This window comes from Pseudoalteromonas sp. MT33b, from assembly GCF_014117385.1.
Taxonomy (GTDB): domain Bacteria; phylum Pseudomonadota; class Gammaproteobacteria; order Enterobacterales; family Alteromonadaceae; genus Pseudoalteromonas; species Pseudoalteromonas lipolytica.
Map to the genome: position 1 here is coordinate 1,299,175 of NZ_CP059831.1, position 26,279 is coordinate 1,325,453.

At 41.2% G+C, this 26,279-nt stretch carries 20 protein-coding genes and 2 tRNA genes; 14 read left to right on the top strand and 8 right to left on the bottom strand.

Annotated elements, in window-relative coordinates; translation table 11 throughout:
• Nucleotides 1-43: 43 nt before the first annotated feature.
• Nucleotides 44-349 (top strand): H-NS family nucleoid-associated regulatory protein, encoded by a 306-nt coding sequence (locus H3302_RS06005; protein ID WP_036969446.1) that lies wholly within the window; start codon nucleotides 44-46, stop codon nucleotides 347-349.
• Nucleotides 350-416: 67 nt separating this feature from the next.
• Nucleotides 417-2,165 (top strand): DEAD/DEAH box helicase, encoded by a 1,749-nt coding sequence (locus tag H3302_RS06010; RefSeq protein ID WP_036969443.1) that lies wholly within the window; start codon nucleotides 417-419, stop codon nucleotides 2,163-2,165.
• A 36-nt stretch (nucleotides 2,166-2,201) separates the two neighbouring features.
• On the opposite strand, the gene H3302_RS06015 is transcribed toward H3302_RS06010, so the two are convergent.
• Nucleotides 2,202-2,531 carry a ribonuclease E inhibitor RraB gene (locus tag H3302_RS06015; protein ID WP_036969441.1) on the bottom strand — a complete coding sequence of 110 codons (330 nt, stop codon included), beginning with the start codon at nucleotides 2,529-2,531 and terminating at the stop codon, nucleotides 2,202-2,204.
• A 170-nt stretch (nucleotides 2,532-2,701) separates the two neighbouring features.
• Here H3302_RS06015 and H3302_RS06020 point away from each other — a divergent pair, with 170 nt between their 5' ends.
• From H3302_RS06020 to H3302_RS06045, 6 genes are all read left to right on the top strand, one after another.
• Nucleotides 2,702-4,429, top strand: a complete 1,728-nt coding sequence (locus H3302_RS06020; RefSeq protein ID WP_409076799.1) for an autotransporter assembly complex protein TamA — start codon at nucleotides 2,702-2,704, stop codon at nucleotides 4,427-4,429.
• Nucleotides 4,429-8,130 (top strand): translocation/assembly module TamB domain-containing protein, encoded by a 3,702-nt coding sequence (locus H3302_RS06025; RefSeq protein ID WP_182396267.1) that lies wholly within the window; start codon nucleotides 4,429-4,431, stop codon nucleotides 8,128-8,130. The genes H3302_RS06020 and H3302_RS06025 overlap by 1 nt, the downstream gene beginning before the upstream one ends.
• Before the next feature lie 296 nt (nucleotides 8,131-8,426).
• On the top strand, nucleotides 8,427-9,317 hold the full coding sequence (locus H3302_RS06030; RefSeq protein ID WP_182396268.1) for a peptidylprolyl isomerase: 891 nt from the start codon (nucleotides 8,427-8,429) through the stop codon (nucleotides 9,315-9,317).
• Between the two features lie 260 nt (nucleotides 9,318-9,577).
• Nucleotides 9,578-13,468, top strand: a complete 3,891-nt coding sequence (gene hrpA / locus H3302_RS06035; RefSeq protein WP_065979367.1) for an ATP-dependent RNA helicase HrpA — start codon at nucleotides 9,578-9,580, stop codon at nucleotides 13,466-13,468.
• Between the two features lie 179 nt (nucleotides 13,469-13,647).
• Entirely contained in the window at nucleotides 13,648-13,959 is a 312-nt protein-coding gene (locus H3302_RS06040; RefSeq protein WP_230236506.1) for a response regulator transcription factor, read from the top strand.
• Nucleotides 13,960-13,968: 9 nt separating this feature from the next.
• A complete protein-coding gene (locus H3302_RS06045; protein ID WP_036969429.1) occupies nucleotides 13,969-14,268 on the top strand; it encodes a PilZ domain-containing protein in 300 nt (99 codons plus the stop codon).
• A 12-nt stretch (nucleotides 14,269-14,280) separates the two neighbouring features.
• Here the strand turns inward: H3302_RS06045 and H3302_RS06050 are convergent, their stop codons facing one another.
• A complete protein-coding gene (locus H3302_RS06050) occupies nucleotides 14,281-15,471 on the bottom strand; it encodes a class I SAM-dependent methyltransferase (protein WP_036969427.1) in 1,191 nt (396 codons plus the stop codon).
• A 135-nt stretch (nucleotides 15,472-15,606) separates the two neighbouring features.
• Between H3302_RS06050 and H3302_RS06055 the strand changes: the two genes are divergently transcribed.
• The gene (locus H3302_RS06055) at nucleotides 15,607-16,254 is read left to right on the top strand and encodes an HD domain-containing protein (RefSeq protein WP_036969424.1); all 648 of its coding nucleotides are present in this window, start codon (nucleotides 15,607-15,609) and stop codon (nucleotides 16,252-16,254) included.
• A 2-nt stretch (nucleotides 16,255-16,256) separates the two neighbouring features.
• Nucleotides 16,257-16,649 (top strand): VOC family protein, encoded by a 393-nt coding sequence (locus H3302_RS06060; RefSeq protein ID WP_036969421.1) that lies wholly within the window; start codon nucleotides 16,257-16,259, stop codon nucleotides 16,647-16,649.
• Between the two features lie 22 nt (nucleotides 16,650-16,671).
• On the opposite strand, the gene H3302_RS06065 is transcribed toward H3302_RS06060, so the two are convergent.
• Together H3302_RS06065 and H3302_RS06070 are read right to left on the bottom strand one after the other, a co-directional pair.
• Nucleotides 16,672-17,661, bottom strand: coding sequence for a two-component system response regulator (locus H3302_RS06065; protein WP_036969419.1), 990 nt, complete (start codon nucleotides 17,659-17,661; stop codon nucleotides 16,672-16,674).
• A gap of 9 nt (nucleotides 17,662-17,670) precedes the next feature.
• Nucleotides 17,671-20,988 (bottom strand): PAS domain S-box protein, encoded by a 3,318-nt coding sequence (locus H3302_RS06070; RefSeq protein WP_182396269.1) that lies wholly within the window; start codon nucleotides 20,986-20,988, stop codon nucleotides 17,671-17,673.
• Nucleotides 20,989-21,126: 138 nt separating this feature from the next.
• Between H3302_RS06070 and H3302_RS06075 the strand changes: the two genes are divergently transcribed.
• Nucleotides 21,127-22,197, top strand: coding sequence for a GGDEF domain-containing protein (locus H3302_RS06075; protein ID WP_182396270.1), 1,071 nt, complete (start codon nucleotides 21,127-21,129; stop codon nucleotides 22,195-22,197).
• Here H3302_RS06075 and H3302_RS06080 read toward each other — a convergent pair.
• The gene (locus H3302_RS06080; protein WP_182396271.1) at nucleotides 22,194-23,174 is read right to left on the bottom strand and encodes an ion channel; all 981 of its coding nucleotides are present in this window, start codon (nucleotides 23,172-23,174) and stop codon (nucleotides 22,194-22,196) included. The genes H3302_RS06075 and H3302_RS06080 overlap by 4 nt on opposite strands.
• Before the next feature lie 98 nt (nucleotides 23,175-23,272).
• Here H3302_RS06080 and H3302_RS06085 point away from each other — a divergent pair, with 98 nt between their 5' ends.
• Nucleotides 23,273-23,962 carry a M48 family metallopeptidase gene (locus H3302_RS06085; protein WP_036969409.1) on the top strand — a complete coding sequence of 230 codons (690 nt, stop codon included), beginning with the start codon at nucleotides 23,273-23,275 and terminating at the stop codon, nucleotides 23,960-23,962.
• Nucleotides 23,963-24,289: 327 nt separating this feature from the next.
• Here the strand turns inward: H3302_RS06085 and H3302_RS06090 are convergent.
• Together H3302_RS06090 and H3302_RS06095 are read right to left on the bottom strand one after the other, a co-directional pair.
• Nucleotides 24,290-24,374 (bottom strand) — tRNA-Tyr (locus H3302_RS06090).
• Nucleotides 24,375-24,422: 48 nt separating this feature from the next.
• Nucleotides 24,423-24,507, bottom strand: a tRNA-Tyr gene (locus tag H3302_RS06095).
• 112 nt (nucleotides 24,508-24,619) lie between these two features.
• Between H3302_RS06095 and H3302_RS06100 the strand changes: the two genes are divergently transcribed.
• Entirely contained in the window at nucleotides 24,620-25,135 is a 516-nt protein-coding gene (locus H3302_RS06100; RefSeq protein ID WP_065979363.1) for a VC2046/SO_2500 family protein, read from the top strand.
• A gap of 158 nt (nucleotides 25,136-25,293) precedes the next feature.
• Nucleotides 25,294-25,593 carry a DUF6172 family protein gene (locus H3302_RS06105; RefSeq protein ID WP_036969405.1) on the top strand — a complete coding sequence of 100 codons (300 nt, stop codon included), beginning with the start codon at nucleotides 25,294-25,296 and terminating at the stop codon, nucleotides 25,591-25,593.
• A 171-nt stretch (nucleotides 25,594-25,764) separates the two neighbouring features.
• Here the strand turns inward: H3302_RS06105 and H3302_RS06110 are convergent, their stop codons facing one another.
• Complete coding sequence (locus tag H3302_RS06110) at nucleotides 25,765-26,244, bottom strand: YchJ family protein (RefSeq protein ID WP_074989732.1); 480 nt, start codon at nucleotides 26,242-26,244, stop codon at nucleotides 25,765-25,767.
• Between the last annotated feature and the right edge of the window lie 35 nt (nucleotides 26,245-26,279).

Here is a 26,279-nt window from a genome sequence, read left to right on the forward strand (position 1 = left end):
TATTGATATGTATCTTTAACTTTTATAATTAAGAGAGCTTTAAATGAAAGAAATCCGATCTTTTGTCAAATCTGCGTCTTTAACTGAACTTGAAAAAGCAAAACAGTTAATTGATTCAGCTATCGAGAAATATACTCAACAGCAAGAAGCTAAAAAAGAAGTACTCGATCTGCTAAAAGAAAAAGGACTTACATTAGAAGATTTACAAGATGTAGTAGGCACAGATAAGCGTACGAAAGTAAAACCTAAATACCGCATCGAATACAATGGTGAAATTATTGAGTGGACAGGCCGTGGTAAACGCCCTAAAGCATTCCAAGGTGTTGACTTAACTAAGCACCTCGCTTAATTTCACCCATATGAACTTTTAGGGAAGCACATGCTTCCCTTTTTTGTCTTTATTACTGCACAAAATAATGAAATACGTACTTAGACCTTATCAGCAAGAGGCCGTACAGCGAACGGTTAGCCACTTTAAGCAATCGGACGAGGCGGCACTGATTGTATTACCAACAGGCGCGGGCAAAAGTTTAGTGATTGCTGAATTAGCACGTATTGCTAAACAGAAAATTTTAGTATTAGCACATGTTAAAGAGCTCGTAGAGCAAAACGCGCAAAAGTACATCAGCTTTGGTTTTGAAGCGAGTATCTTCTCTGCAGGGCTTAAACAAAAATCGCTTAAAGAACAGGTTACGTTTGCAAGTGTGCAGTCACTAGCGCGCAATACGGCGCAACTTAGTGATACGTATTCATTGCTCATTATTGATGAGTGTCATCGCGTCAGTGGGGATGATCAAAGTCAGTATGGTCAAGTGATATCCAGCCTTAAAAAACAGAACCCCCGGCTAAAAGTATTGGGGTTAACCGCGACTCCTTTTCGTATGGGAATGGGGTGGGTTTATCATCATCATTATCATGGCTTTGTAAGGGGAGATAAAGACGCACCCTTTAAAAAGTGTATTTTTGAGTTACCGCTTCGTTACATGATTAAACATGGCTATTTAACGCCGCCTCATGAAGTAGACGCAGCCATAAGCCATTATGATTTTTCATCTTTACCCAGCGATTCATTTGGACGCTATAGTGCTGAAAATATGAATGCGCTCCTCAAAGATAATACCCGCGCAACGAAGGCGATTATTGAGCAGGTTATTGACTACAGTGAACATCGGCACGGCGTCATGATTTTTGCGGCAACAGTCATGCATGCCAAAGAAATCGTCGGCTACTTGCCAACTGACAATACCGCATTAATTACTGGTGATACAGATAACAACGAGCGCGACACTATCATCAATCAATTTAAAGCGAAAAAGTTGAAATTTTTGGTCAATGTGTCTGTACTCACCACCGGATTTGATGCGCCGCATGTCGATTTTATTGCTATTTTGCGTCCAACCGAGTCAGTCAGTTTATATCAGCAAATTGTTGGCAGGGGGCTTAGATTAAGTGAGGGGAAAAAAGAGTGCTTAGTGATTGATTACGCAGGCAATGGCTTTGACTTATTTTACCCAGAGGTGGGCAGTAAAAAAGCCCAAAGTGACAACGAACCTGTGCAAGTACTGTGTCCTGGTTGTGGCTTTGCGAATATTTTTTGGGGAAAAACAGATGCCGCAGGCAATGTCATTGAGCACTTTGGGCGTCGCTGCCAAGGTCTTCTAGACGATGATGATGGCACGCAAATACAGTGCGACTACCGTTTTAGATTTAAAGAATGTGAGCAGTGCGGTGAGCAAAATGATATAGCAGCGAGGCAATGCCAAGCTTGCTCAGCCATGATGACAGACCCCGATGATAAGTTGCGTGAAGCGCTTAATTTAAAAGATGCGTTGGTGCTTCGCTGTAGTGGTTTATCGGCACAACTTATCGCAAATGGGCTGTTGAAAATTAGCTATTTTGATGAGGATGGTGCCAGTTGCGACGAAGTTTTTAATCTTAGTAACGACACAGGCCGTTTTATCTTTAACAAGCAATTTGGTCGGCGAGCTCAAGGGAATAGTGCCCCGATTACCTGGAAAACGGCAGAACAGGTTATTGAACAACAACATGTATTGGTCGCGCCAGATTTTGTTATTGCCCGGAAGAACAAAAAGTATGGTTGGAAAGTTGCCCAGAAACTATTTGATTATCAGGGTAATTATAGAAAAGCCAATCAATTAAAGTAATCAACGCCTGCCATATGCAGGCGTTATGTCGCGTGTTTATTCGTCAGCCATTAAACCCCAACCATCACCATAGCCGTTGTGGCTATTTGCGATGCTCTCGAGGTATTGTTCAGTTTGGCTTAATAGCGTGTGGTCAGGGACCATTTCAACACGTGTAACGACTTCCCACACCCCGGTGTCGGGACACTTTACTAACTCTGTTGCAGGCGCTAGTTCATCACTTGCAATTGCCGTTGCGAACTTTTCTGCTTCAGGTTTTTGTTCAAAAAGAATATAGAAATCTATTACTTGCATGCTGGTTAAATCAACACCAGCCGCTGCAATTTCTGCTAATAATTGACCATTTTCGTCGTCAGGGAAATGCATTTAATCGCTCATTCATTATAAATCTAGGAATTGTTAGCTATTGTAGCGAAAATAATTGGTTAACGCGCACTAATTTTAACACTTCAATTATGTCAGTGGCTATTTCACTGTGCTAGTATCATTTTGTATTTATCTGATTTATGACACTTTCAAAAAAGTAAGGATATTTTTTGTACATTCGGCATTTCTTTTTTGTCTTTTTAATTTTATTTTTTTCACTGAGTAATAATGCATTTAGTGCTGAAACGATCATCAAAGATTATAAAATTCAAGGGGTCAATGGCGACCTTGAAAAAAACGTCGCGCTTTACATTAAACCGTTAATAGATGAAAAAACGTCTAAAGCCTTGCAGCGTCATGCTAAAAGCCAAGTAAAAGCGAGCTTAAAAGCACTGGGGTATTATAAGCCTGTCGTTAAAATAAAATTTGATAACGCCGAGCAGTTGATCATCGTTGATATAGAGCGTGGGCCAGTGACACGTATATCCGACGTTGAAATTACCATTAGCGGGGCCGGTAAAGCGGATCCTGAGTTTATGGTTGCTGTAGATAGTATTAGTTTAAAACCGGGTGATTTTTTAAATCACGCTAAATATGAAGCCGCAAGGAAGCGTATTGAAAGTCAACTTTTAGAGCTGGGGTATTTTGATGCTAAATGGCATGCACATACCTTGGCTGTATCTCTTAAGAAAAACAGTGCGAAAATTACCTTCAATGTTGATACCGGTCCTCGTTATCAATTTGGTGAAATAACGATAGGTAATCAAACGCCAGCTGAAAAATACATTCGATCTTTAGCTGAATTTAAGGCAGGTCAACCTTACAAATCAACAGAAGTATCCGACTACAATCTAGCACTCTCGAGTACCCCTTATTTTACGAGTGTACGAGTCTATGCCGACATAGCAAATCGAAAAGATGGCAAGGTGCCAGTGAATGTTGATGTTTTGCACAAGCCTGCAAATAGTTACGAAGTGGGGGGAGGATTTAGTACCGACCTAGGCCCAAAAGTGCGTTTTAAATGGTCTAAACCTTGGATTACACAAGACGGACACTATCTCGAAAGCAACCTGAATGTCTCTGAAAAGCAACAAGACATATCGTTAGGTTATACTGTGCCGGTAAATGATCCAAATGATGATTTATGGCGTTTTTCAGTCGGTTATAAGCTCGAAGATAAGCTGACAAATGATGTATACAGTAAAATTTTAACAGCCCAACTGCAGCGCCAGTGGTTAACTGATGATGAGTGGGTGCGTACTGCCTTTTTAAGACGCGATAGAGAAACCTACCAAATTGGCGATGAAGAGCAAAGCTCTAAAATGCTGATGCCAGGCATTAGTTACGCGAAAAAAGACACCGAAGGTGGCACAACACCTTACGAGGGTTATCAATGGCTTATATCTGCTGAATTTGGTTTAAAAGACATGTTTTCAACGACAAATATTTTGCGACTTCAATTACAGAACGCTTGGCTTACAACCGTTGCTGATCGTCACATGATATTTTTACGTGCTAATTTGGGGGCCATGTTAGTGGATGATATTGACAATGTGCCTTTTTCACTGCGTTTCTATGCGGGGGGGGACCAAAGTGTCCGTGGTTTTGCATATCAATCAATTTCTCCTGAAGATGAAAAAGGTCGCCTTATTGGGGGGAAATACCTAGCCACTGGAACTGTTGAGTATAACTATCAATTTGCAGAACATTGGCGAGCTGCCGTCTTTGTAGACAGTGGTACAGCGACTAATGATTTTACTGATCGTGTTGAAGTTGGTGCTGGTTTTGGTTTTCGTTACTTAACGCCCGTTGGACCCGTTCGCATTGATCATGCATGGGGGCTGACAAAAGAGAGTAAAAGTACCCGTTTAAGTATTACCATAGGGCCTGAAATTTAATGAACAAGTTTAAAAAAACGACGACGATTTTATCAGCCATACTAGTCAGCGTAGGCGTCATACTTTTTTGTTTATTATTCACCGCGCCAGGAAATCACTTTATTGCATATTCAGCTAATAAATTAGTAGATGGCTTGAAGATAAATTTACCGAGTGGGCGTTTTTTGTACAATGATGCATTCGATATCTCGTACGATAAACAAGGACTTAAGTTTTCAGCAAAACAACTAAAAATTGATTTGTACTGGTGGGGGTGTGATGGTGTTTGTGTAGACAACTTAAGTGCGCAAACAATAGATTTAAAACTTGATACACCCCCCTCTTTGGCAGAAAACCCACAACCAACCGATACAAAAATGACTGACGGTGAGCCCACCACGGCTGAGCAAATAACGTTGCCGATAAATGTCACGGTTAAACGCATTGCTGTTAATCGTTTTACCTTGGAGCATGCAAGTGCTGATGTGACGGTGAGCAAATTAAACCTGACAGCCTATGCATCACAATCTGATATCAACGTACACGCATTTACTATCGCCGATATTGCAGTTGCATTGCATGAAGTAAAAGAAGCCCCAAAAAGTGCGCCGCTGAATGAGCTGCCAGCTCTACCATCACTTGATTTTACCTTACCAATTAATGTGCAATTGCACGCATTTAAGGTCGATAAAGTTGCAATAACTCCTTTTGCAGCTGAAAGTGCGCACGTTATTAACAACATTGAACTTGAAGCGATAGCGAAAGAGAGTGAAATCAGCGTCGAGAAATTGGCTGCACGTTACATTGACTGGCAGTTGAATACCCAGTTTCATGCGCTTTTAAGGGGTGATAATAAAGTTGATGCCTCGTTGTCTGTGGTTAATTCTCAGCACCAAGCAACTCTTGGCTTAAATGGGCGTTTAGGGGATTTAAACTTAAACCTCACTACGCAGGGTCAATACCCAGCTACACTGAGTGGTCAAGTCAATCTACAACAAACGAATTACCCGTTTAGCCTAAAAGGTGGCATTGATACGTGGCTGTTAGACACAGAAGCTGCGCAATTACGTTTATCTGACCTTGCTATCAGTATGCAAGGCGATGCGGATGATTACGCCATTAATGTGAATTTAACAAGTCGGCTAGGTGCATACCCTGCGATGTTAACTGAAATGCAGGCAAATGGAGGCCTTACACGAGTCAAAATTGATCAACTAAAGCTCAGTGCTAACGACAGCCAAGCTACGGTTAACGCATCAGCAGATTGGTCTGAGGGCGTGACAAGTCAGTTTTCAGGCACGTTAAGCGATTTAAAAGCTCAGTACTTAACGGATGCCGTAAGCAGTAATTTATCTGGCAAGTTTAATGGCTCCTTCACTCTAAAAGACGAGGATTGGCAGCTAATCTTAGCAAACACAGTGATTGATGGCACAGTAAATGATATCCCTGTGAACGTCGCCTCTGACTTTAAACTCGACAGCAGCCTTCACGCGAGTTTTGATAAGCTTGAGCTTAAAAGTGGAAATAACGAAATTACACTATCGGGTCAAGTCGATGATACATGGCTTGTTGACGGTAAAATCCGCCTTGATGCAAGTGAACAAAGTGTGCTTCCTTTGCAGGGTAAAGGAAGTGCAGACCTTAAATTGCGCGGAGCACGCCTTGAACCGACAGCCAATGTGAACTTGCTCCTCAATACTTTAAGTTATCAGGATATCCAAGTTGAGGGTTTAGCGTTAAACGGGCAGTTTGATTATGCTGCGGACTGGCAAACAGAGATATCGCTTATTTTGGATTCAGCTAGTTTTGCTGAGCACAAAATTAATCAGATTGAACTTAATGCCTCAGGTGACAAAACGGATCACCATGTCGTATTTTTACTGGATGCTGATCAAGGTAAAGTGTCGTTTGATTTAGATGGAAAGTTCACAAAGAACACGTGGCAAGGGGCGTTAAGTCAAATACTTGTTACCGATAATAAAGTTCGTTTTGGAACAGATAAAGCCATTAATGTCAGTGTAAATACGCAGACGCAAGACTTTAATGTCTCGGCACACTGTTGGCAAAGTGAAAAGTCTCAGTTGTGTGTAAACACCTTGCAGCAAACAAAGCAATTGGGTCAACTTAATGCGCAACTTGGGGCGTTATCGATACCAGAGTTTAAACATTTCTTACCAGATAATCTCGATTTAACCGGCTTAGCGCAAGGTGAGTTTGTTGCCAACTGGCATAACGCAGAGCTAAAAACCCTGCGAGCTAACATTAATACGCAAGAACTAGCTGCATCACTAATCGATGGTGCGACAGTTTATAAGCTACCGATTGAGGTCTTCAGCCTGTCTGCGATAAGTGATGCAGAAACGGCGAAGCTTGAAGCGACACTCGACTCATCAGTACTTGGAAAAGTAACCTCACAAATTAATGTAGAGGATATTCAAAACCAGCAATTACTCTCGGGTGATCTGGTTATTGAAAAAATTCTACTCACGAATATACAGCCTTTTATTGGCACGTTAGAGCAGCTAAATGGTGATATTAAGGGTCAGCTTGCCTTGGCAGGTTCATTAAAAGAGCCACTCATTAATGGTGAGCTTAATGTTGACAGCATTAACTTAGAAGGAGCAACGCTTCCTGTTTCATTGCAAAACTCACAGGTGAATATCGCTTTTAATAATCAAAGTGCGACAGTGACTGGTGAGCTAAAAGACCGTGAAGGGGGAGCGCTAAAGTTATCTGGGGGTGTTGATTGGCATGCAGATTTACCCGATGTAAATTTACAATTGCAAGGCAATGAGTTCTTTGTACGTGCGCAACAAGATGTCACCTTTAAAGTGTCGCCTGAGCTCACTATGTCATTAAAAAATAATGCCTTTAACCTTGAAGGGCAGGTTGTTGTTCCGTGGGGGCGGATTGCCATTGAGGAGCTACCCGAGGGGGCTGTGCAAGTCAGTGATGACGAAGTCATTGTGGATATTGAACAACAACAAGCTGAAAAAGTTCCTTTCGATTACGCTATCAACTTAAAGGTACTGGTTGAAAGAGACGTGCGTATTGATTCATTTGGATTACAGTCAAAAGTCGAAGGGGATATTAATATCAACATGGACCAAACGACACCGATGATTGCCACCGGAGAATTAAACCTTGTTGAAGGAACCTACCGCGCTTTTGGCCAAGATTTACAAATACGGACAGGTCAAGTCGGCTTTAGTGGCTCTATAGATAAACCGTATTTAAATATTAAAGCTATTCGCAACCCTGATAACACCGCAAATGGTGTGGTTGCGGGTATTACTTTAACCGGGAATGTGGAACAGCCATCGTTAAAAGTGTTCTCAGAGCCGGCAATGGATCAAGCACAAGCATTGGCTTACTTATTGAATGGTCAGCCACTTGACGAAGGGGACAGCTCAACCGATGCAATGTTGACGCAACTATTATTAGCGCAAGGTGTTAACCGCAGTGAAGGTGTGGTATCTAAAATTGGCGAAAGCTTTGGTTTATCGGATGTGAGCTTGAGTTCTACAGGCAGTGGCGATGATACTAAAGTTGAAATATCAGGCTATGTTACGCCCGGTATTCAAGTGAAATACAGCGTGGGGATTTTTGATTCATTGAGTGAGGTGGCAGTGCGCTATCAACTCTTGTCACAACTGTATATTGAAGTAACCAGCGGTCTTTATCAAAATGTTGATATTCTGTATAAGTTTGATTGGGATTAATAACCATACCAATCCGCAATAAGACTTAATCATGTTGAGGGACTAAACCTGTCGCTGCCTGTGTTAAAAATGTCTGATTTACGACTGCATGGATGCAGGGGGGAGAGCAATGCAGGAGCAATTGCAGTGAACACCTCAATAACGACATTTTTGCCTTGTTATCAACGAGGTTATATTGCCTCAACATAGAGCACTTAATTAAGCGAATCGTATCACAGTGCGTTGGGGTATTTTTACTTGCTTAATTGTTAAGAAGTTAATAGGCTGAATTGTCAATTACTTAAAAGATAATAATAATGAAATTTAGTCTATTAACGGTATGCGTTGCTGCACTTTTAACAGGGCCTATTCACGCTGCTGATAACGTTGAAAAACGCTCAGCAGCTGAAATTATTGAAACCGCAGATGAGTCTCAATGGCGCATTGTGCAACCAAACAACGTTCTTAAACTTACTCTCCCGACGGGTGCCGCGTATATTGAGCTCAATGATGGCTTGGCGCCTTTGCACGCCAAAAATATGCGACTACTCGCCCAAGAAGGTTTTTATCAAGGGCTGAGTGTTTACCGCTTTGTTGAAGGTTTTGTCGCGCAAGGTGGTGACGCGAATGAAACAAAGTCGGTTAAAAAGGCGAAAAAAGCGCTGCCTGCTGAATTTTACTTCAAAACGGATACACCACTGGCGATCACTGAATTAAAAGGCCCAGATGGTTACGCAGTAAAAACGGGCTTTCTAAATGGGTTCGCGGTTGCGCAAAATGAAAGTCAAACACAAACATGGCAAGTGCATTGCCCCGGCATCTTTGCAATGGCTCGTGATAACGATATTAACAGTGGTGGCACAGAATTTTATATCACGATAGGTAATGCACAGCGCTACCTAGACCGAAATATTACAGTATTTGGGCGTGTATTAGAGGGGATGGAGCACTTTAACCAATTAATGCGAAAGCCCATTGAAGGTGCGGTATTTAATCCTATTACAGATATGCAAGTTCTGGCTGATATTACAGACATTGATACAAGCCAGTTTAAAGTAATGAAAACAGATTCAACAGCTTTTAAACAGTTAATCGATGCGCGCAAAAATCGAGTAGAAGATTGGTTCGTTGAAAGCCCACATTACATCGACGTATGTGCCATGCCTATTCCAACCGAGCGAATAATGCCAAGTCGCAGTAATACTTAATCATTTTGAGGGATTAAACCTGTCGCTACTTGTGTTAAAAGTGTCTGATTTACGGCTGCATGGATGCAAGAGGTAGAGCAATGCAGGAGCAATTGCCGAGAACACCCCAATAACGACATTTTTGCCTTGTTATCAACCCGGTTTGATTGCCTCAAAACTGTTCATTTAATTGAGCGAATTGGCATAAATAAGCCATGACCACCCAATAGATTATTTGATACAATGGTTGCCCTATTGGCAAATAACTATAAGGGTATCGGGTGGTTAACCTAGGTCCGCTGTTCGGCGAATTAAAAACATGCTTACGCAAAGATCAATTCATCCTCAAAAAACGCCTGCATGGCATCAAAAAAATAAACGATGAAACAAAGCAAGCGAACATAGCGCAAAAAATTGCGGATGATATTGCTCGCTCACAGCAATTGCGTGTTCAACGTATAGCGGCATTACCATCAGTAACCTATCCAGAGCAACTTCCTGTTAGCCAAAAGAAAGAGGATATTAAGCAGGCGATTGCCAACAACCAAGTGGTGATCATTGCAGGTGAAACTGGCTCGGGTAAAACAACACAAATTCCAAAAATGTGCTTAGAGCTTGGTCGTGGGGTAGAGGGCTACATAGGGCATACTCAACCAAGGCGTTTGGCAGCTCGCAGTGTTGCTAACCGTATTGCTGAAGAGATGCAATGTGAGCTTGGTCAGCAAGTCGGTTTTAAAATTCGTTTTAGTGATCAGGTCTCAGATAATAGTTATATAAAATTGATGACCGATGGTATTTTGCTGGCTGAAATTCAGCAAGACCGCTTTTTAAATCAATATGATACGATTATTATCGATGAAGCCCATGAGCGTAGCCTAAATATCGATTTTATTTTGGGCTATTTAAAGAATTTATTGCCAAAACGCCCCGATCTAAAAGTCATTATTACCTCAGCAACCATCGATCCAGAGCGATTTTCTCAGCATTTTGATGACGCCCCGATTATTGAAGTGTCAGGACGCACTTTCCCTGTAGAAGTACGTTATCGCCCAACTACAGAGATTAATAAAGAAGAGATGGAAGCCGATGGTGACCAACTGCAAGGTATTTTTGATGCCGTTGACGAGCTGTGTGACGAAGGACCCGGTGACATTCTTATCTTTATGAATGGTGAGCGTGAAATACGCGACACTGCCGATGCGCTTTCTAAACGCAACTTAAAAGGCGCAGATATCCTGCCACTCTATTCGCGTTTATCAAATGCCGAGCAAAATCGTATTTTTGCACCGCATTCACGTCGCCACATCATTTTAGCCACAAATGTGGCAGAAACCTCGTTAACCGTGCCCGGTATTCGGTATGTTATTGACCCAGGCACCGCGCGAATTAGCCGTTACAGCTACCGTACAAAAGTACAACGCTTACCAATAGAGCCAATTTCACAAGCCAGTGCCAATCAGCGTAAAGGCCGTTGTGGTCGTATCGAAGCGGGTATTTGTATTCGTTTATACAGCGAAGATGATTTTAATTCGCGTCCAGAATTTACTGACCCTGAAATTCTACGTACTAACTTAGCGTCGGTTATTTTGCAAATGCTAGGCCTTGGGCTGGGCGATATGCAACAATTTCCGTTTGTACAAGCGCCAGACAGTCGTAACATCAATGATGGTTTAACGTTACTCGAAGAGCTTGAGGCGGTTAAACCTGCTAAGCGCCATAAGCAAACTGAGCTGACTAAATCAGGACGTAGCTTAAGTCGTTTACCCGTCGACCCGCGTTTAGCCAAAATGGTGCTAACCGCAGACAGCCTTGGGGCATTGCGTGAAGTCATTATTATAGTTGCTGCGCTTTCGATTCAAGACCCCCGTGAGCGACCCCAAGAAAAGCGGGGGGCAGCTGATGAAAAACATGGCCGATTTGATGATCCAGATTCAGACTTTATCGCATTTTTAAATCTGTGGAATTATCTTGAAGAGCAACAAAGTGAGTTAAGCAATAGTCAGTTTAGAAAGCTGTGTCAAAAAGACTTTTTAGCTTATATGCGTATTCGAGAATGGCAAGATATCGTTTATCAACTGTCGACTGTGTGTAATGAAATGGGCATGAAAGCAACAACTAACGTAGCCGACAGCGACCGAATTCATCAGTCACTCTTAAGCGGTATGTTGAGCCACATTGGTTTTAAAGACGAAAAACAAATTTACAAAGGCGCACGTAATAGTCAGTTCCATATTTTTCCGGGCTCAGGATTATTTAAAAAGAGCCCTAAGTGGATTATGGCTGCGGAGCTGGTGGAGACAAGTAAACTCTACGCTCGTATAAATGCCCGTATCGACCTTAAATGGGTTGAAGGTTTTGCTCAACATTTAGTGAAGCGCAGCTACAGCGAGCCTCATTGGGAGAAAAAACCGGGTGCTGTTATCGCCTTCGAGCAGCAAACTTTATACGGCCTGCTTATTGTTAATAAGCGTCGTTGTGTATACAGCAAAATTGATCCTAAAGTGAGCCGAGAGTTGTTTATTCGTGGCGCTTTGGTTGAACAAGAGCTTGGTCAGAATGAAGGCTTTTTACAGTATAACCAAGAACTTATTGATGATATTCAAGTGCTTGAGAATAAGTCTCGTCGTCGCGATATCTTAGTGGATGAGCAAACACTGTATGAGTTTTACGACAAAAAAATTCCTGCTGATATCAACAATCGTGCGGCATTTAACGCCTGGTGGAAGCAACAAAAACAAAAAGATAAACGCTTTTTGCACATGTCACGTGAAGCGTTAATGCAGCATGGTGCTGATCATGTCACCGAATTTGATTACCCAGATACATGGCAACAAGAAAACTTACTCTTGCCGCTGACGTACCATTTTGATCCAGGGCAAGCTGTTGATGGTGTTGCGGTTCAAATTCCGGTTGCATTACTTAATCAAGTACAAGAAACCGGCTTTGATTGGCATATTCCTGCGTTTAGGCATGAGTTGATTTGCGCATTAATTAAGTCATTACCAAAAACACTACGCCGTAATTTTGTTCCAGCTCCGAACTACGCCGATGCTGTATTAGCGGCAATTGAGCCTATGCAAGGCAATTTAATTGACGCCATAAGCACTCGTTTGCTGCGTATGACAGGGGTACGTGTTGAGCCAGACGCTTGGGATTACTCAACGTTGGCCCCTCATTTGCGTTTGCAGTTTGAAGTTCGCGATGAGCACGATAAGTTACTTGCTCGAGGTCTAAATTTGGCTAAGCTGAAAGCTCAGCTTCAGGGCAAAGTCACCGATACCTTATCAAAAGTGGCTGATAAAGGCATAGAAAAAGCCGACTTAACACAGTGGAGCTTTGGTGAGTTACCAGCTTCCTATGTTAAAAAGCAAGGTCAGTATGAAATAAAAGCGTTTCCAGCTTTAGTCGATAAAAAAGACTCCGCTGCGGTTGAGTTATTTGATAACGAACAAAAAGCACAGCAGGCGCACCAACAGGGCTTACGTCGTTTAGTGCTTTTAAATGTACCGTCACCGATTAAGTATTTGCAGCAAAATTTACCTAATAAATCTAAGCTTGGGTTGTATTTTAACCCCTTTGGTAAAGTGAATGATTTGATTGATGATTGTATTGCTGCAGGTGTTGATAGTTTATTGATAAAGTACGGCAACATTCGTACTCAGCAAGCATTTGAGCAGGCTAAAGAGCAAATTCGTGGTGAGTTGGGCGATACGGTGGTCGACATAGCAACGCAAGTTGAGCAAGTGCTCAGCATTGCTCACAGTCTTAATAAGCGTATGAAAGGGCGCGTAGATTTAACCATGATCACCGCTCATGGTGATATTAAATCACAATTACAAAGCCTCGTTTTTAAAGGGTTTGTAAGTCAGCACGGCGCGGCAAAAATGGCGGATTTAATTCGTTATTTAAAAGCGATTGAACGTCGTCTAGAAAAACTCCCTGTTGATCCTAATCGAGATCGTTTATGTGTACTTGAACTAGAAAAAGTGGCTGAACAGTATCAAAAACTGGCGAATAAAATTCCCAAAGGAATGCCCGTACCTGATGAAATCAGGTCTATTTTTTGGATGCAGCAGGAATTACGTGTTTCTTTATTTGCACAAACACTAGGGACACCTTATCCTGTATCTGCAAAGCGTGTTTTAAACGCAATCAAAGAATGTGAGTTATAATTCAGTAAAGGTATGCGCAATGAAACAGTGAATTCATTGCGCTTGAATTAGTAACACAAATGCTAAAAGGAGATTATGTGGGCATAGAAAAGGATAAACCGATTGCAGTTCCAGCAGACACTTCACGTCGAGTACGACCAGAAATTTTGGTTGTTGACGATGAATATTTTAACTTCGAAATGCTCAAAGCAACCTTAAGCAATGAGTTTTCGTTAAGCTATGCAGATTCAGGAACATCGTGTTTGGCATCGGCTATTGCAAACCCTCCCAATGCCATTTTATTAGATGTGTGTATGCCTGGTCTTGATGGTTATGACACGTGTCGGTTATTAAAAAACACCCCGGAAACAGAAAATATCCCCGTTGTTATGGTATCTGGCTTAGAATCTGAACTTGAGCAAAAAGCAGGATTTGATGCTGGATGTGACGCCTATGTAGTGAAACCATTTTCTGTAAAAACACTCATAGAAAAAATAAAAGCACTTGTGTAAGGAGGCGTCATGTTTCATGAGGAAAAGCGCGATTTTCGCCGCATGCAAATTCATACCCCCGCAAAGTTAATACCTTTAGAGGGCGAAAATAGTCACACCGAAATAGTCGTTACATGCACTGATTTAAGTGCAACAGGCTTAGCAATATGTTGTGATGAAGTATTAGAAATTGGCAGTGTTTACCGAGTGGTGATTGCCTCTACGAGCACAGCAATCACCTCGTTTGATGCAACAGTTAAAGTTATTAGAGCAACCAAGGAGCAAGATGGCTCCTTGAGTGCAGGACTTGAAATTGTTCACTTTAACTAGGTTTTAGCTGTTTTAGTACACTTTACAGATAAGGCCTTTTAGGTAAAAACCTTCGGGGTAGCTGCCAGCAATAGGGTGGTCGGCAGCTTGGTTTAATCGTTCCATAATCAGTAAATCTTTACCTGCATCAAGCGCTGCATCGGCAACCACTTTTTGAAATAAGTTTTGTTCCATTAAGCCAGAGCACGAGAACGTTAATAAGGTGCCACCGGGCTTTAGTATTTGCATCGCAATCATATTAATATCTTTATAGCCGCGACATGCGCCGGTCAGCTGTGCTTTATTGTCTGCAAATTTAGGCGGGTCCATCACGATGGTATCAAACAGCTTGCCTTCATCACGGTATTGACGCAGTAACTTAAAGACGTCTTGCTTAACAAAATCGACTTTATTCAAATCTAGGTTGTTGTGCTCTACATTGCGTCTGGCGGTATCGAGCGCAGGTTGCGATACATCCACATTGGTTACATGCTGACAGCCGCCACGTAATGCGTACAGCGAAAATGTGCCAGTATAACTGAAGCAGTTAAGCACTGTTTTATCTTTAGAGAAGCGTTCTAGAGCCGCACGACTATCACGTTGGTCTAAATAAAAGCCTGTTTTATGACCTTCTATAATATCGACTTCTAGCTTTAGGCCGTTTTCTTCAATTAATACGGGCTCTGTCGGTGCATTACCCCACAGAACACCTTTGATTGGATCTAACCCTTCTTTTGTTCGCACGTCGACATCAGAGCGCTCGTAGATATCGCAGCCAGGAAAAATAGCCATTAATGCCGCGACTATTTCGCCCTTATGGCGCTCTGCACCTGCACTGAGTAACTGACATACTAATACGTTATCAAACTTGTCGATTGTGATACCCGGTAAGTAATCAGACTCCGCAGCACTTAAACGAAAGCCTGTTAAGCCTCCCTCGCTAATCACTTGCTGGCGTGCATCGTACGCACGGCGAAGACGCTTTTCGAAGAATGCTTGATCAATCACTTCGTTTTGGTCAAAGCTCCATACACGTGCGCGAATTTGTGACTCTGGGCTGTAAGCTGCAATGGCGAGAAACTTACCGTCATTATCATAAATAGTAACCGTATCACCTAGTCCTGGTTTACCTTTTACTTTTTTAATGGCTTTAGAGAACACCCAAGGGTGTTTTCTTTTTAATGATTTTTCTCGTCCAGCTTGTAGGTAAATAGCAGATGACATAGGGATTCTCGCGTCAAACAAAAGGGGGCATAGTTTAATGAAGCACTGGCAAACATACAATGAATGTTTTGAACAAATCCAGTAACCACGTTAAAGTAAGCATAATTTCAATCAGTTAATGGTAACAGCCGCTTTATGCAGTCAAAAATAGACTTTGCAGAACTTGAAACCCAATGTCGAGATTTTATTTTATCTTTACTTCATGCCGATGTGGCACACGACATCAGCCACATTGAGCGAGTGGTGAGGGTTGCAAAACAGCTGTGCACTGCAGAAGAGGCTAATATGGCAGTTGTGTTACCCGCAGCCTGGTTACATGATTGCGTTGCGGTTGCTAAAAACCACCCTGATAGAGCGAAAGCGTCAACAATGGCTGCAGATAAAGCGTTGAGTTTTTTATCATCCATTAATTACCCTGAGCAATACTTTGCCGCAATTCATCACGCCATTGTTGCACATAGTTTTAGCGCTAACATCGCAGTACAAAGTGTTGAAGCACAAATAGTCCAAGACGCTGATCGAATGGATGCATTAGGGGCTATTGGGGTAAGTCGCTGCATGAAAGTGGGTGGCTCGATAGGGCGTTACCTTTACCATAAAGACGATCCATTCTGTTTACATCGTGAGCCTGATGACACTAAATACACGCTTGATCACTTTTTTATTAAACTATTACATATCGCCCAAAGTATGAATACTCCCTCGGCGAAAGATGAAGCAAAAAGACGAACAGAGTATATGTTGGCCTTTCTAGAACAACTTAAATCTGAGATTGGTGAGTAACCATGGGTGTACCTTTATTAAACGGGGTTGATCACTGCCATTTAAATGTTGATGATTTGGCGCGGGCAGTGACATGGTACCGTGATGTGTTAGGTTTTTCTGTGGTTCCTGAGCTTGCTTTTTGGGATGAAGGTAAAGGTCCATTAACCCTTGAAGATCAGGCAAAAACAATCCGTCTCGCATTATTTGAAGCGCCCGGTAATAGTAAAGGGATCGCTTTTAGTGTAAACGCAGCGCAATTTTTAGCGTGGCTTGAGCATTTAGCTCAATTTAATATAAAAACGGTGATTGCCGATCATGGCGTGACTTATTCTATGTATTTTAAAGACTGTGCTGGCAACAGTCATGAAATTACCTCTCATGATTATGAGCAAATTAAAAAGGGGCTTAAGTAAGGCCCCTTTTAATGGGTATAAACTAGCGAGAGTAAGTATTTTTAATCTCGATAATTGCGTCGATTTGGCCAATGAATAAATCGACGAGTTGGGGATCAAAGTGTTTGCCTGATTCGGCTTGTAGCAGCTCTACTGCTTTTTCAACTGGCCACGCATCTTTGTATGGGCGCACAGAGGTGAGTGCATCAAATACATCAGCAATACTGACGATACGACCTTCAATGCTGATCTCTTCTCCTTTTAAACCAAGAGGGTAACCCGTACCATCCCACTTTTCATGATGCTCCAGTGCAAGCTTATGAGCGAGCTGTAATAGGGGAGAGCTTGAATTTTCGAGTATTTTTGCACCAATGACAGCATGTTGCTTCATATGCTCAAACTCGTTGGCATCTAAACGGCCGGGTTTTAAAAGTACCGAATCAGGTATGCCTATTTTGCCAACATCATGCATAGGGGCGGCTTGTTTCAACTGTTCGGCTTGGTATTCAGTCATACCATAAGCTAACGCGAGTACTTTGCTGTAGCGACTCATACGGGCGATATGCTCACCTGTATCTGTGTCTTTATATTCTGCCGCTCGGCCTAAGCGATTAATTAAATCAATATGGGCTAATTGTAATTGCTCGGCCTGCACTAGCGATAAATGTGTTTTCACTCGGGCTCGCACAATAGCAGGGCTGATGGGTTTGGTTATATAATCAACAGCACCAAGTGAAAAGCCTTCGGACTCATCTTGTTCATGGGACAGTGCCGTGACAAATATCACGGGAATATGAGCTGTTTCAGGGTTCGCTTTTAAAATTTTACATACCTCGAAGCCATTCATATCTGGCATCATGACATCCAGTAAAATTAGTTTTGGAGGTTCATTTTCAATGAGCTGCAGAGCTAAATCACCCGATTTAGCAAATGATAACCGATAGTCATTTGCAAGAACTTCACGCATGACCTTAAGATTTGCGGGCTCATCATCAACGACAAGAATTCTTGCTCGATCAGTAATTTGACTCATGACTGCTCCTTAATCAGCTGCAATGCGGTGCTTTAAATTGGCTAATGCAGTACTTGCTGCATCAAAGTCAAAGTTATCAAAATGTCCAACTATCTCTGCGACTGCGTCTTTATACTCGACAGGGGCATTGTTTTGAACATCACTCAGTAGTTCATCATCTATTTCAGCATGCTCGGCTTGATTTTGTAGTGCCTCGATGTGATTTAAAAATACGCTTATCGATACCGCTTGCGAAGGTGTTTTATCAGTATTAACCTGCTCTTGCTCATCGAGTAAAGTAGCCAGTGCTTGCCACTCTTGATAGCACGCAGTTATTAATTTAGAAAAGTCTTCTTTACCCTGTTCTTTTTCGGCCTGCGACAATAAATACAGTAATTTCGTTAGTGTCAAATTGCCCGCCACACCTTTTAGCGTGTGTAACAGTGTCGTTTGTTCAGATGCATTAAGTGTTGACTCTTTTAAACGTAGAATACTCTGCTGATGATTAGCAAGAAATAAGCGTATTTCAGTATTAAGCTTTTCTTTGCTACCCCACATTTGGATACCTTTAACATAATTGATATGTTGCTTTGCTTTGTTATCAGGCTTAGCTGTGATGTGCTTAATTTCTAAACCGAGCACTTTCGCTATCTCATGATTAACTTGTTGTATATCGACGGGTTTGTTTGCAAAGCCATTCATACCTGCTTGCTTAGCTGTGAGCTTATCTTGTTGAAGCACGCTGGCGGTCAACGCGATGATAGGTGTTTTCTTTAATTGTTGTTGCTGCTCTAATTCACGAATTTTTTTACAAGCAGTTATACCATCGCATTCAGGCATGTGGATATCCATTAAAATGATATCAAAGCTGTGTTGTTTAAATTCAGCAATAGCCTCTAGCCCATTTTTTGCTTTATACACTGTGTGGCCAGCTTGTGAGAGTAATATGTTTAATAGCTCGACATTTTGTTCAATATCATCAACCACTAAGACACGAAGAGGTGGTAATGTAAGTAGGTTATTACTGAGTTTATCTACTTTATTAATGTCGCCTTCTTGCAAAGGAAGAGAAAAGAAAAAACAACTGCCTTCGCCTTCATTACTCACGGCACTTATTGTGCCTCCCATAAGCTCGACCAATTGCTTGCTTATGGTGGTGCCTAAGCCTGTGCCGCCAAAGCGACGCGTCATCGTTCCATCGGCTTGTTCAAAAGGTTGGAAAATTGCTTTCAAGCGGTGTTTTGCAATGCCAATCCCAGTGTCTTGCACCTCAAAAAAGAGCTGATTGTTTTGTGTCTTACTTACACTAATCGTGACAGAACCTGATTCTGTAAACTTAACCGCATTACCAATTAAGTTATTGAGTACTTGACGAATACGCGCGTCATCACCGATATAAATTGGTGCGACATCATCAGCAATTTTTAAATCTAATAACAGGTTTTTGCGCTTTGCTTCAAGCCAAAAGGTAGAAACGATGTTATCGAGAAGGGCTTGTAAATTAAAGTGCTCGTGATGAATATCGAGTTTGCCTTTTTCTAATTTTGCCGAGTCTAAAACATCGTTAAGAAGATGCAATAATGAGCGTGCTGCATTATTTACGGTAACGATGTGCTTTTGTTGTTCTTTATTAAGTGGGCTGTCCATTAAAATATCGCTGAACCCGATAATTGCATTCATGGGCGTGCGAATTTCATGGCTCATATTTGCCATAAATGCCTGTTTAGCTTGTGCAGCGGCTTCAGCTTCTTGTTTTGCGTGTTTTAATGATTCTTCATAGATATGGCGTGCGGTAATATCAACTAATACACCATCAATCCACTGAACTTCAGAATCATCCGTTTTGTTAATAGAACCTTGATCTAATACCCAAACGACCTTACCGCTGCGATGGCGTACGCGATACTCAAGTGCATATTGATTTTTTTCAGAGATTGCTTTTGTCATGATCTCATTAATATGCGCTTCGTCTTCTTTATTTATAATGTCAGCAAAACTGATGGCTTTTGACGTAAATTCTTCGGCAGTATAGCCCGTTAGATCAAATACATTGGGACTAATGAACAGCATGCTCCAATGGTCATCGAGCAAACAACGAAATACAGCGCCAGGCGTGTTATTCATTAACGTGCGATATTGCTGTTCTTTTTCTTCTAGGCTGCGTTGTAATGCGCGTTGTTCAGTTAAATCGGTTATGAAGCCCACAAACAACGTTTCTGCATCGGGTTGTTTCACTTCACCAAGACCTAAGCGAATAGGGAATAAATGACCTTCCTTGTGTTTTGCACACACGTCGCGGTTAACGCCAATCACTTTTTTAAGAGCGTGGTTGCCACTGTTTAGCAAATAACCATCGTGCTGAGCCGCAATGTCGTCATCCATCAACACTTTCACGTTCTGACCGAGCACTTCTTCTTGTTTCCAGCCAAAGATACTTTCTGCAGATTTATTAAAGCTTAAAATAATACCGCGACAATTAATTGTCACAATACCATCGATTGCCGTACTTAAAATGGCATCGAGTCGTGATTCTTCTGCCGATTTTTCAGCAAGCAGCATACGATAGCGCACCATACCATTGATAATCGCAACGACAGCGGTTAATAACACGGTAGCAAATGACACCATGGCAGCAATAAAAACAAGATTGGTATTGTCTGTGTTATCGGATAAAAAAGGGGAGGTCGCGACAAATCGCGTTGCAGCCATGCCCATGTAATGCATACCGGCGACAGCAAAACCAAAAATAATGGCGCAAATAATCCGGTTTTGTAATGCGGTTAAATTTTGAAAGTGGTCGTTCAAATGAAAGCGAGTATACAGCCCAATAAAGGATAAAAACACGGCAACAAAAATGGATGCAGCAAACCACATAGGGTCATAACGAAGTAATGGGCTCATTTCCATTGCCGCCATACCCGTGTAATGCATGGTACCAATACCTGCGCCCACTAACACAGAACTCATGAGTAACTTTAACCCTGCGGGAATATGTGCAATGTCTTTACTGCGTATTAGTGACATACCTGTGTAGCAGGCTAAAAAAGCAGGAATAAACGAAAAAAATGTCAGAGCAGGATCATAGTTAATGGTTGTGCATAAAGAAAATGCAAGCATACCAATAAAGTGCATACTCCAAATTCCGCCAGACAAGACTAGAGAGCCGGTTGCATTGCCTAGTTTTCTGTATGATTCAAAGCGGGTTTTATTGGCTAAATCAATAATATGCAATGAAAAATATGCAGCAAAAATAGCGGTAGCAATCGAAAGGACAACTAAACTAGGATTGTACACCCCACTTATGATTAAGCTTGGATTTTGATCGGTAATAAAAAATTTCGCGAGCATAATAATTCGTTCAGACTGCAAGTAATGTCAGTCTAATACAATTTGCGCTAGATTTAGAGAAAAAAGATATGACAGACTAAGTAGGATTTATTTCATTAGCTATATTTAATTAGAAAATACTTAAGTGTGAGATTACCCATGCGCAGGACTGAGCAGACACTCGTCGAGCAAATGCAAATAAATGATGTTGAAATTCAGCATAGAATGAATTTATTAGGGCTCTCTTCACAATGCTTAGCATCACTCATTAACTATAAACCACTTATCGAGTCGGCGATTGAGAAAATGGTTGATGAGTTCTATAAAAAGCAAACAGAAGTCGATGAAATTTCATTACTTATTGGAGATGCTGACACACTGACACGTTTAAGAGATGCACAAAGACAATACATTATAGATTTATTTTGTGGCTGTTATGAAAATGATTACGTTAATAATCGGCTACGTATTGGCATGGTACATAAGCGAATTGGGGTAGAGCCCAAACTTTATTTATCGGCGGTATGTACCCTTAAAGAGCTCATTTTTGATGTGTTAAGAAACACCATAAAAGACCATGCAGAGCTAAATCAAACATTAACCATTATTGATAAGCTTATTTATTTTGATACAACATTAGTGTTTGATACGTACATTGCGAGTCTTGTTGGCGAAATAGAAAATGCGAAACGAAGAACAGAAGTGTATGCGAAAGGGCTTGAAGAGAAAGTGGCGCAGCGTACACATGAACTTGAAAAACTTGCCAAACTAGACCCCCTCACAAATTTGTATAATCGCCGAGAAATGCAAGAGTTGTTTCAGCGAGAATTAGCAAGAGCGCGCCGTCAGAAGCTACCTTTGACTATTGTATATTTTGATTTAGACAACTTTAAATCAGTGAATGACACACAAGGGCATTTGAAAGGTGACGAGGTATTAAAATTCATCGGGAAATATCTTAAAAAGAATACAAGAGAAATAGACATTGCCTGTCGTTATGGGGGAGATGAATTTTGCCTGATCATGCCAGATTGCGACGTAGAAAACACCATTGCGATATGTAATAAGCTGATCGTTGCTTTTGAAGCAAAATACCCCCCGTTACATTTGAGTTTTGGCATTATTTCAGCGCCTTTAGACAGCACCGTCGGTGCTGAGGAGCTTATAAATCGTGCTGATCGGAAAATGTACGAGGCTAAAAAGCATCAAGGTTCTCACATAATCCATTAACGTGTCATACGCTTTACAAACACCACCACAAACAGCGCTAGCGAAAAGCTGCCACAAAATGCTTCAATCGCAGCTATGAGCCTTGATAATCCAATGGGGGTAATATCGCCATAGCCTAGCGTTGTAAAAGTAACAACGCTAAAGTAAATGCTGTTTAAAAGTGCTGATACGTTATCATCGAACGAATTATCAAAACTAAATCTAAGCAATGAATCTTGATAGCTGACACCAAATAAAAAGTAACATATTGCGCAACAAACGATAAGAGACAGACTAAAGCGAATGACATTTTCAGGTTTTTCACCATAACCACATAACATGTCAATAAAGCTGGAAGTAATTTGTTTCGTTGATCCTTTCGGGTACTGTGCGTGGCGCATTCTTAATTCTTTATAGGTAAAGTTACCCGCGAGCTCGAAAAGCCCTTGGTCTTCAGACGCTTTACGTAAATTTCTGTATATTTCTTCGGATTGTTCAAATAAGTCGCGTGCAGTCGAGTATTGCCTATTTCGACGAGCTTTAAACGCCTCGGCTTCTTGCAGTAATTGTTCGCCTAAATCGATATTATCAATGCGGCTATCACTGAGTTTAACCCCAAGTAGGTTGGTATTTCGTAAATCGCAGTAGTGTAAGCTGGCGCTATGAAGGTTCGCTTTCATTAAGGATGTATTGGCAATTTTATTGTTGAAAAGATGTGCCCCCGACAAATTGGCTCGATAAAAATTGCAGTAAGAAAGATCATAACCTTCTTCATCATCTTTCTTTATTAAATTTAGACCCACTAAATTTGCACGTTGTAATTGCAGACCCTGAAGTAACCCGCCCTTTTTCGCATATCGTTCAAGTTTTTGAGTCAGCTCTAAGCCTGATTTATCAAATTTATTGTCATGCCAAAAGCAATACCCAGAACCCATATCGGTTTCTTGACACGTGTTACCTGTTGGTGAAATGTAGCTACAACACGGTTTATCAGGCATAAGAATAAAAACTTATTTATGAGTCATCTTTATAGATTAGCAGGTATTTTACGGGGTAAAATATAATACAAAGATTTTATTAATTACATTGGCTTATTTTGTTTGAGTACACGTTAAAACGCAGTAAACGTAGAAAAACTGTCGCGATTAAAGTCGCCGAGCAGCAGTTGACTGTGTATGCACCTCACTTTGTCCCGCGTAAAGATATTGAAGCGTGGTTAAAAACAAAGCAGCATTGGGTTGCAGAGCAAGTTACTAAACAATCATTACACGCTGAGCAGTGTCAATTTCCCATTAAAAATTCGCAAATCAAGCTATTTGATCAGGTAATTCCCCTTGTATTTAAGCAAGAAAATTGCAGCCAATGGTATCAAGACACTGATACTCATGAATTAACCCTTGCTATTTCACCGCGCGTTAAACTCACAGACGCAAAGTATCTTGCATTGATGGAAGAGTTTTTACATGACAAGTTAGAAACCTACCTTGAGATGCGTATACAAAACTACTGTATTCAAATGAGAGAAGCGTTACCAACACGTCTTAAAATTCAACATTACAAGCGGCGATGGGGCAGTTGTAATCGCCAAAGAGAGTTAACCTTTAATTTGCACTTAGCCAGTGCGCCCCTATGGGTTATTGATTATGTTGTTGTTCATGAACTTGCGCATTTAAAGCATATGGATCACAGTGCGGCATTTTGGCAACGGGTGAGTGAGTTTTATCCCGAACATAAAAAAGCAAGCAATTGGCTGAAAGTGAATGGTCCATTTTTACGCTGGCTCTAATACTAATCCGCAAAAATACTTAATCATTTTGAGTGATTAAACCAGTCGCTACCTGCGTTAAAAATGTCTGATTTACGACTGCATGGATGCAGGAGGTAGAGCAATGCAGGAGCAATTGCCGAGAACAACTAAATAACTAAATAACTAAATTTTTGCCTTGTTATCAACGCGGTTTTATTGCCTCAAAATAGACCACTTAATTAAGCGTAATGGTATAACAAAAGGATAATTCAATTGAAATAGCTGTATTTTTAGTTTAACGATTTAGGAAAAGAGAAGTAAATAATAAGATGAAAAATAGAATAGTGAATTAGCAGAGAAGGAAAGTGGTGGAGGGAGCTGGATTCGAACCAGCGAAGGCTGAGCCGTCAGATTTACAGTCTGATCCCTTTGGCCGCTCGGGAACCCCTCCACACTAATTTTTATTGCATTTGGCCCCACTTAACTGAGCGTAGAAAAGTGGTGGAGGGAGCTGGATTCGAACCAGCGAAGGCTGAGCCGTCAGATTTACAGTCTGATCCCTTTGGCCGCTCGGGAACCCCTCCAATGCAACGGCGCTGATAATAGCAAACTGGCTCTTTAAGTAAAGAAAAAAACTAAAGAAAAATAGATTAATGCCGATAACTGGTTAATCTTGAAACTATTCGGCCAAAGTCTATGCAAATTGATGGTTTGTTGCTCAACGAGAGTCAACTTGATAATCGTCTTAACAAAAGTGTTCATGAACACCGCCAAGGTGAGTTTGCCTTATTATTGGCGATGCTGTCTCATGATGCGCTTGATTTTAGCCAGTTTCATTTACCGAAAACAGAATTAACCGATACTCAGAGTTCAGAACACGTACTCAGAAATGAGTTAGGGGCAGGCCCAAAACAACCATTAGCGCCTGAACAATATGATATGTTAATCGGGCAGAATAATGGGCTGCGACTTTTACAAGGTGGCTTGTCAGATATTCGCCTACGTAATTGTCTCAGTCCTGAGCCGCTTGCTATCCGCGATGATAAAAATCATGTGCCGTTAGAAGTTATCGATAACTGTGAGCCAGCAGTCAGAAAACGCTATTACGATAAAAACGCACCCACAGAGCGTATGCAAATGGATGCAGCTGCGTTTTATGACAGCTTAACGGACGAGGCGATTCATCAGCCTTTGCAATTGGCAACTGCTTAATTAATTGAAATTGTCATACTCGCCTTGTACGCTACACTTACAAAGATAGGTAAATTGGTGCAAATCAGTAAAAAGTACAGCTAATTTTTTATGTGCTTGTTATAATGCGCCCAAATGGCTTTATGCCATTATCATTGAACCAAGTTATTAGGACTATAATGAAGAAAACATTCACGCTTAACCATGAGAAAATTAAATACCCTCGCATGGTTGATGCAGCTAAGCACGAAGTGAAGAAGTATTTAAAACGTGAGCGTAATAAAACTCTCCCAGAAGATGCCGATTACTGGGCATTTGATTGTAAATTTGGAGAGTCAGCTGACGACGCGAAAGTCGTTCATGTGGCGGAAATTAATAAATGCATTAGCGATATTGAAGCAAAAGGGCTTACATCGTTTTATGTCGAGATTCTAGCGCGTCCAGCACAACGCCAGTTACAAGAATTTGACGAAGAATAGTCGTTATAATTCATAGAATTTAAGAATGGGCCTTGAGGCCCATTTTTATTGTCTGAAATACAATGACATTATTTTGTGTTGATTTATATCACATGCCCACCACGCAACGGCTTTCCCTACAATGGCTAGTCAAGGTTTAGATTGGCTATATAAAAAGTGAATAGCCGTGATTTAAATTGCGTGACACTTTTTATATTTTTTGCCGCTACCGCAAGGGCATTCATCATTACGGCCAATTTTAATATCAGCAACGGGCGTTATTTCACCATCAAGGTAACGCCATAGTCCATTTTCTTTAATAAAACGCGATTTCTCGTGTAACTCACAATACAAGTTTTGGTAAAAGTAATTTGCTTTAAATTCTACAAAACCTTCTTGCTCGTTATATTCAGTATCTAAAACGCTTAGCTTGGTAAAACGACAGCTATTAGCAAAATCTTTGATTTCGCTAACAGGGTTAGCGGTTTGTTGGCTTTGTGCGTATGTTGTAAAGACATATTTTGCATCTTTTAAGGCATAAGCACTAAAGCGAGAACGCATAAGTTGTTCCGGCGTTTGCGCTTGGCTATCGCCTGTGTGCAAAGGTTGGCAGCAAAGCGAGTAATCTTGTTTGCTGCCACAAGGACAAAGGGAGTGTGTGAGTGATGTCATAACAACTTACCTAAAACAATAAATTGCTATTTTAG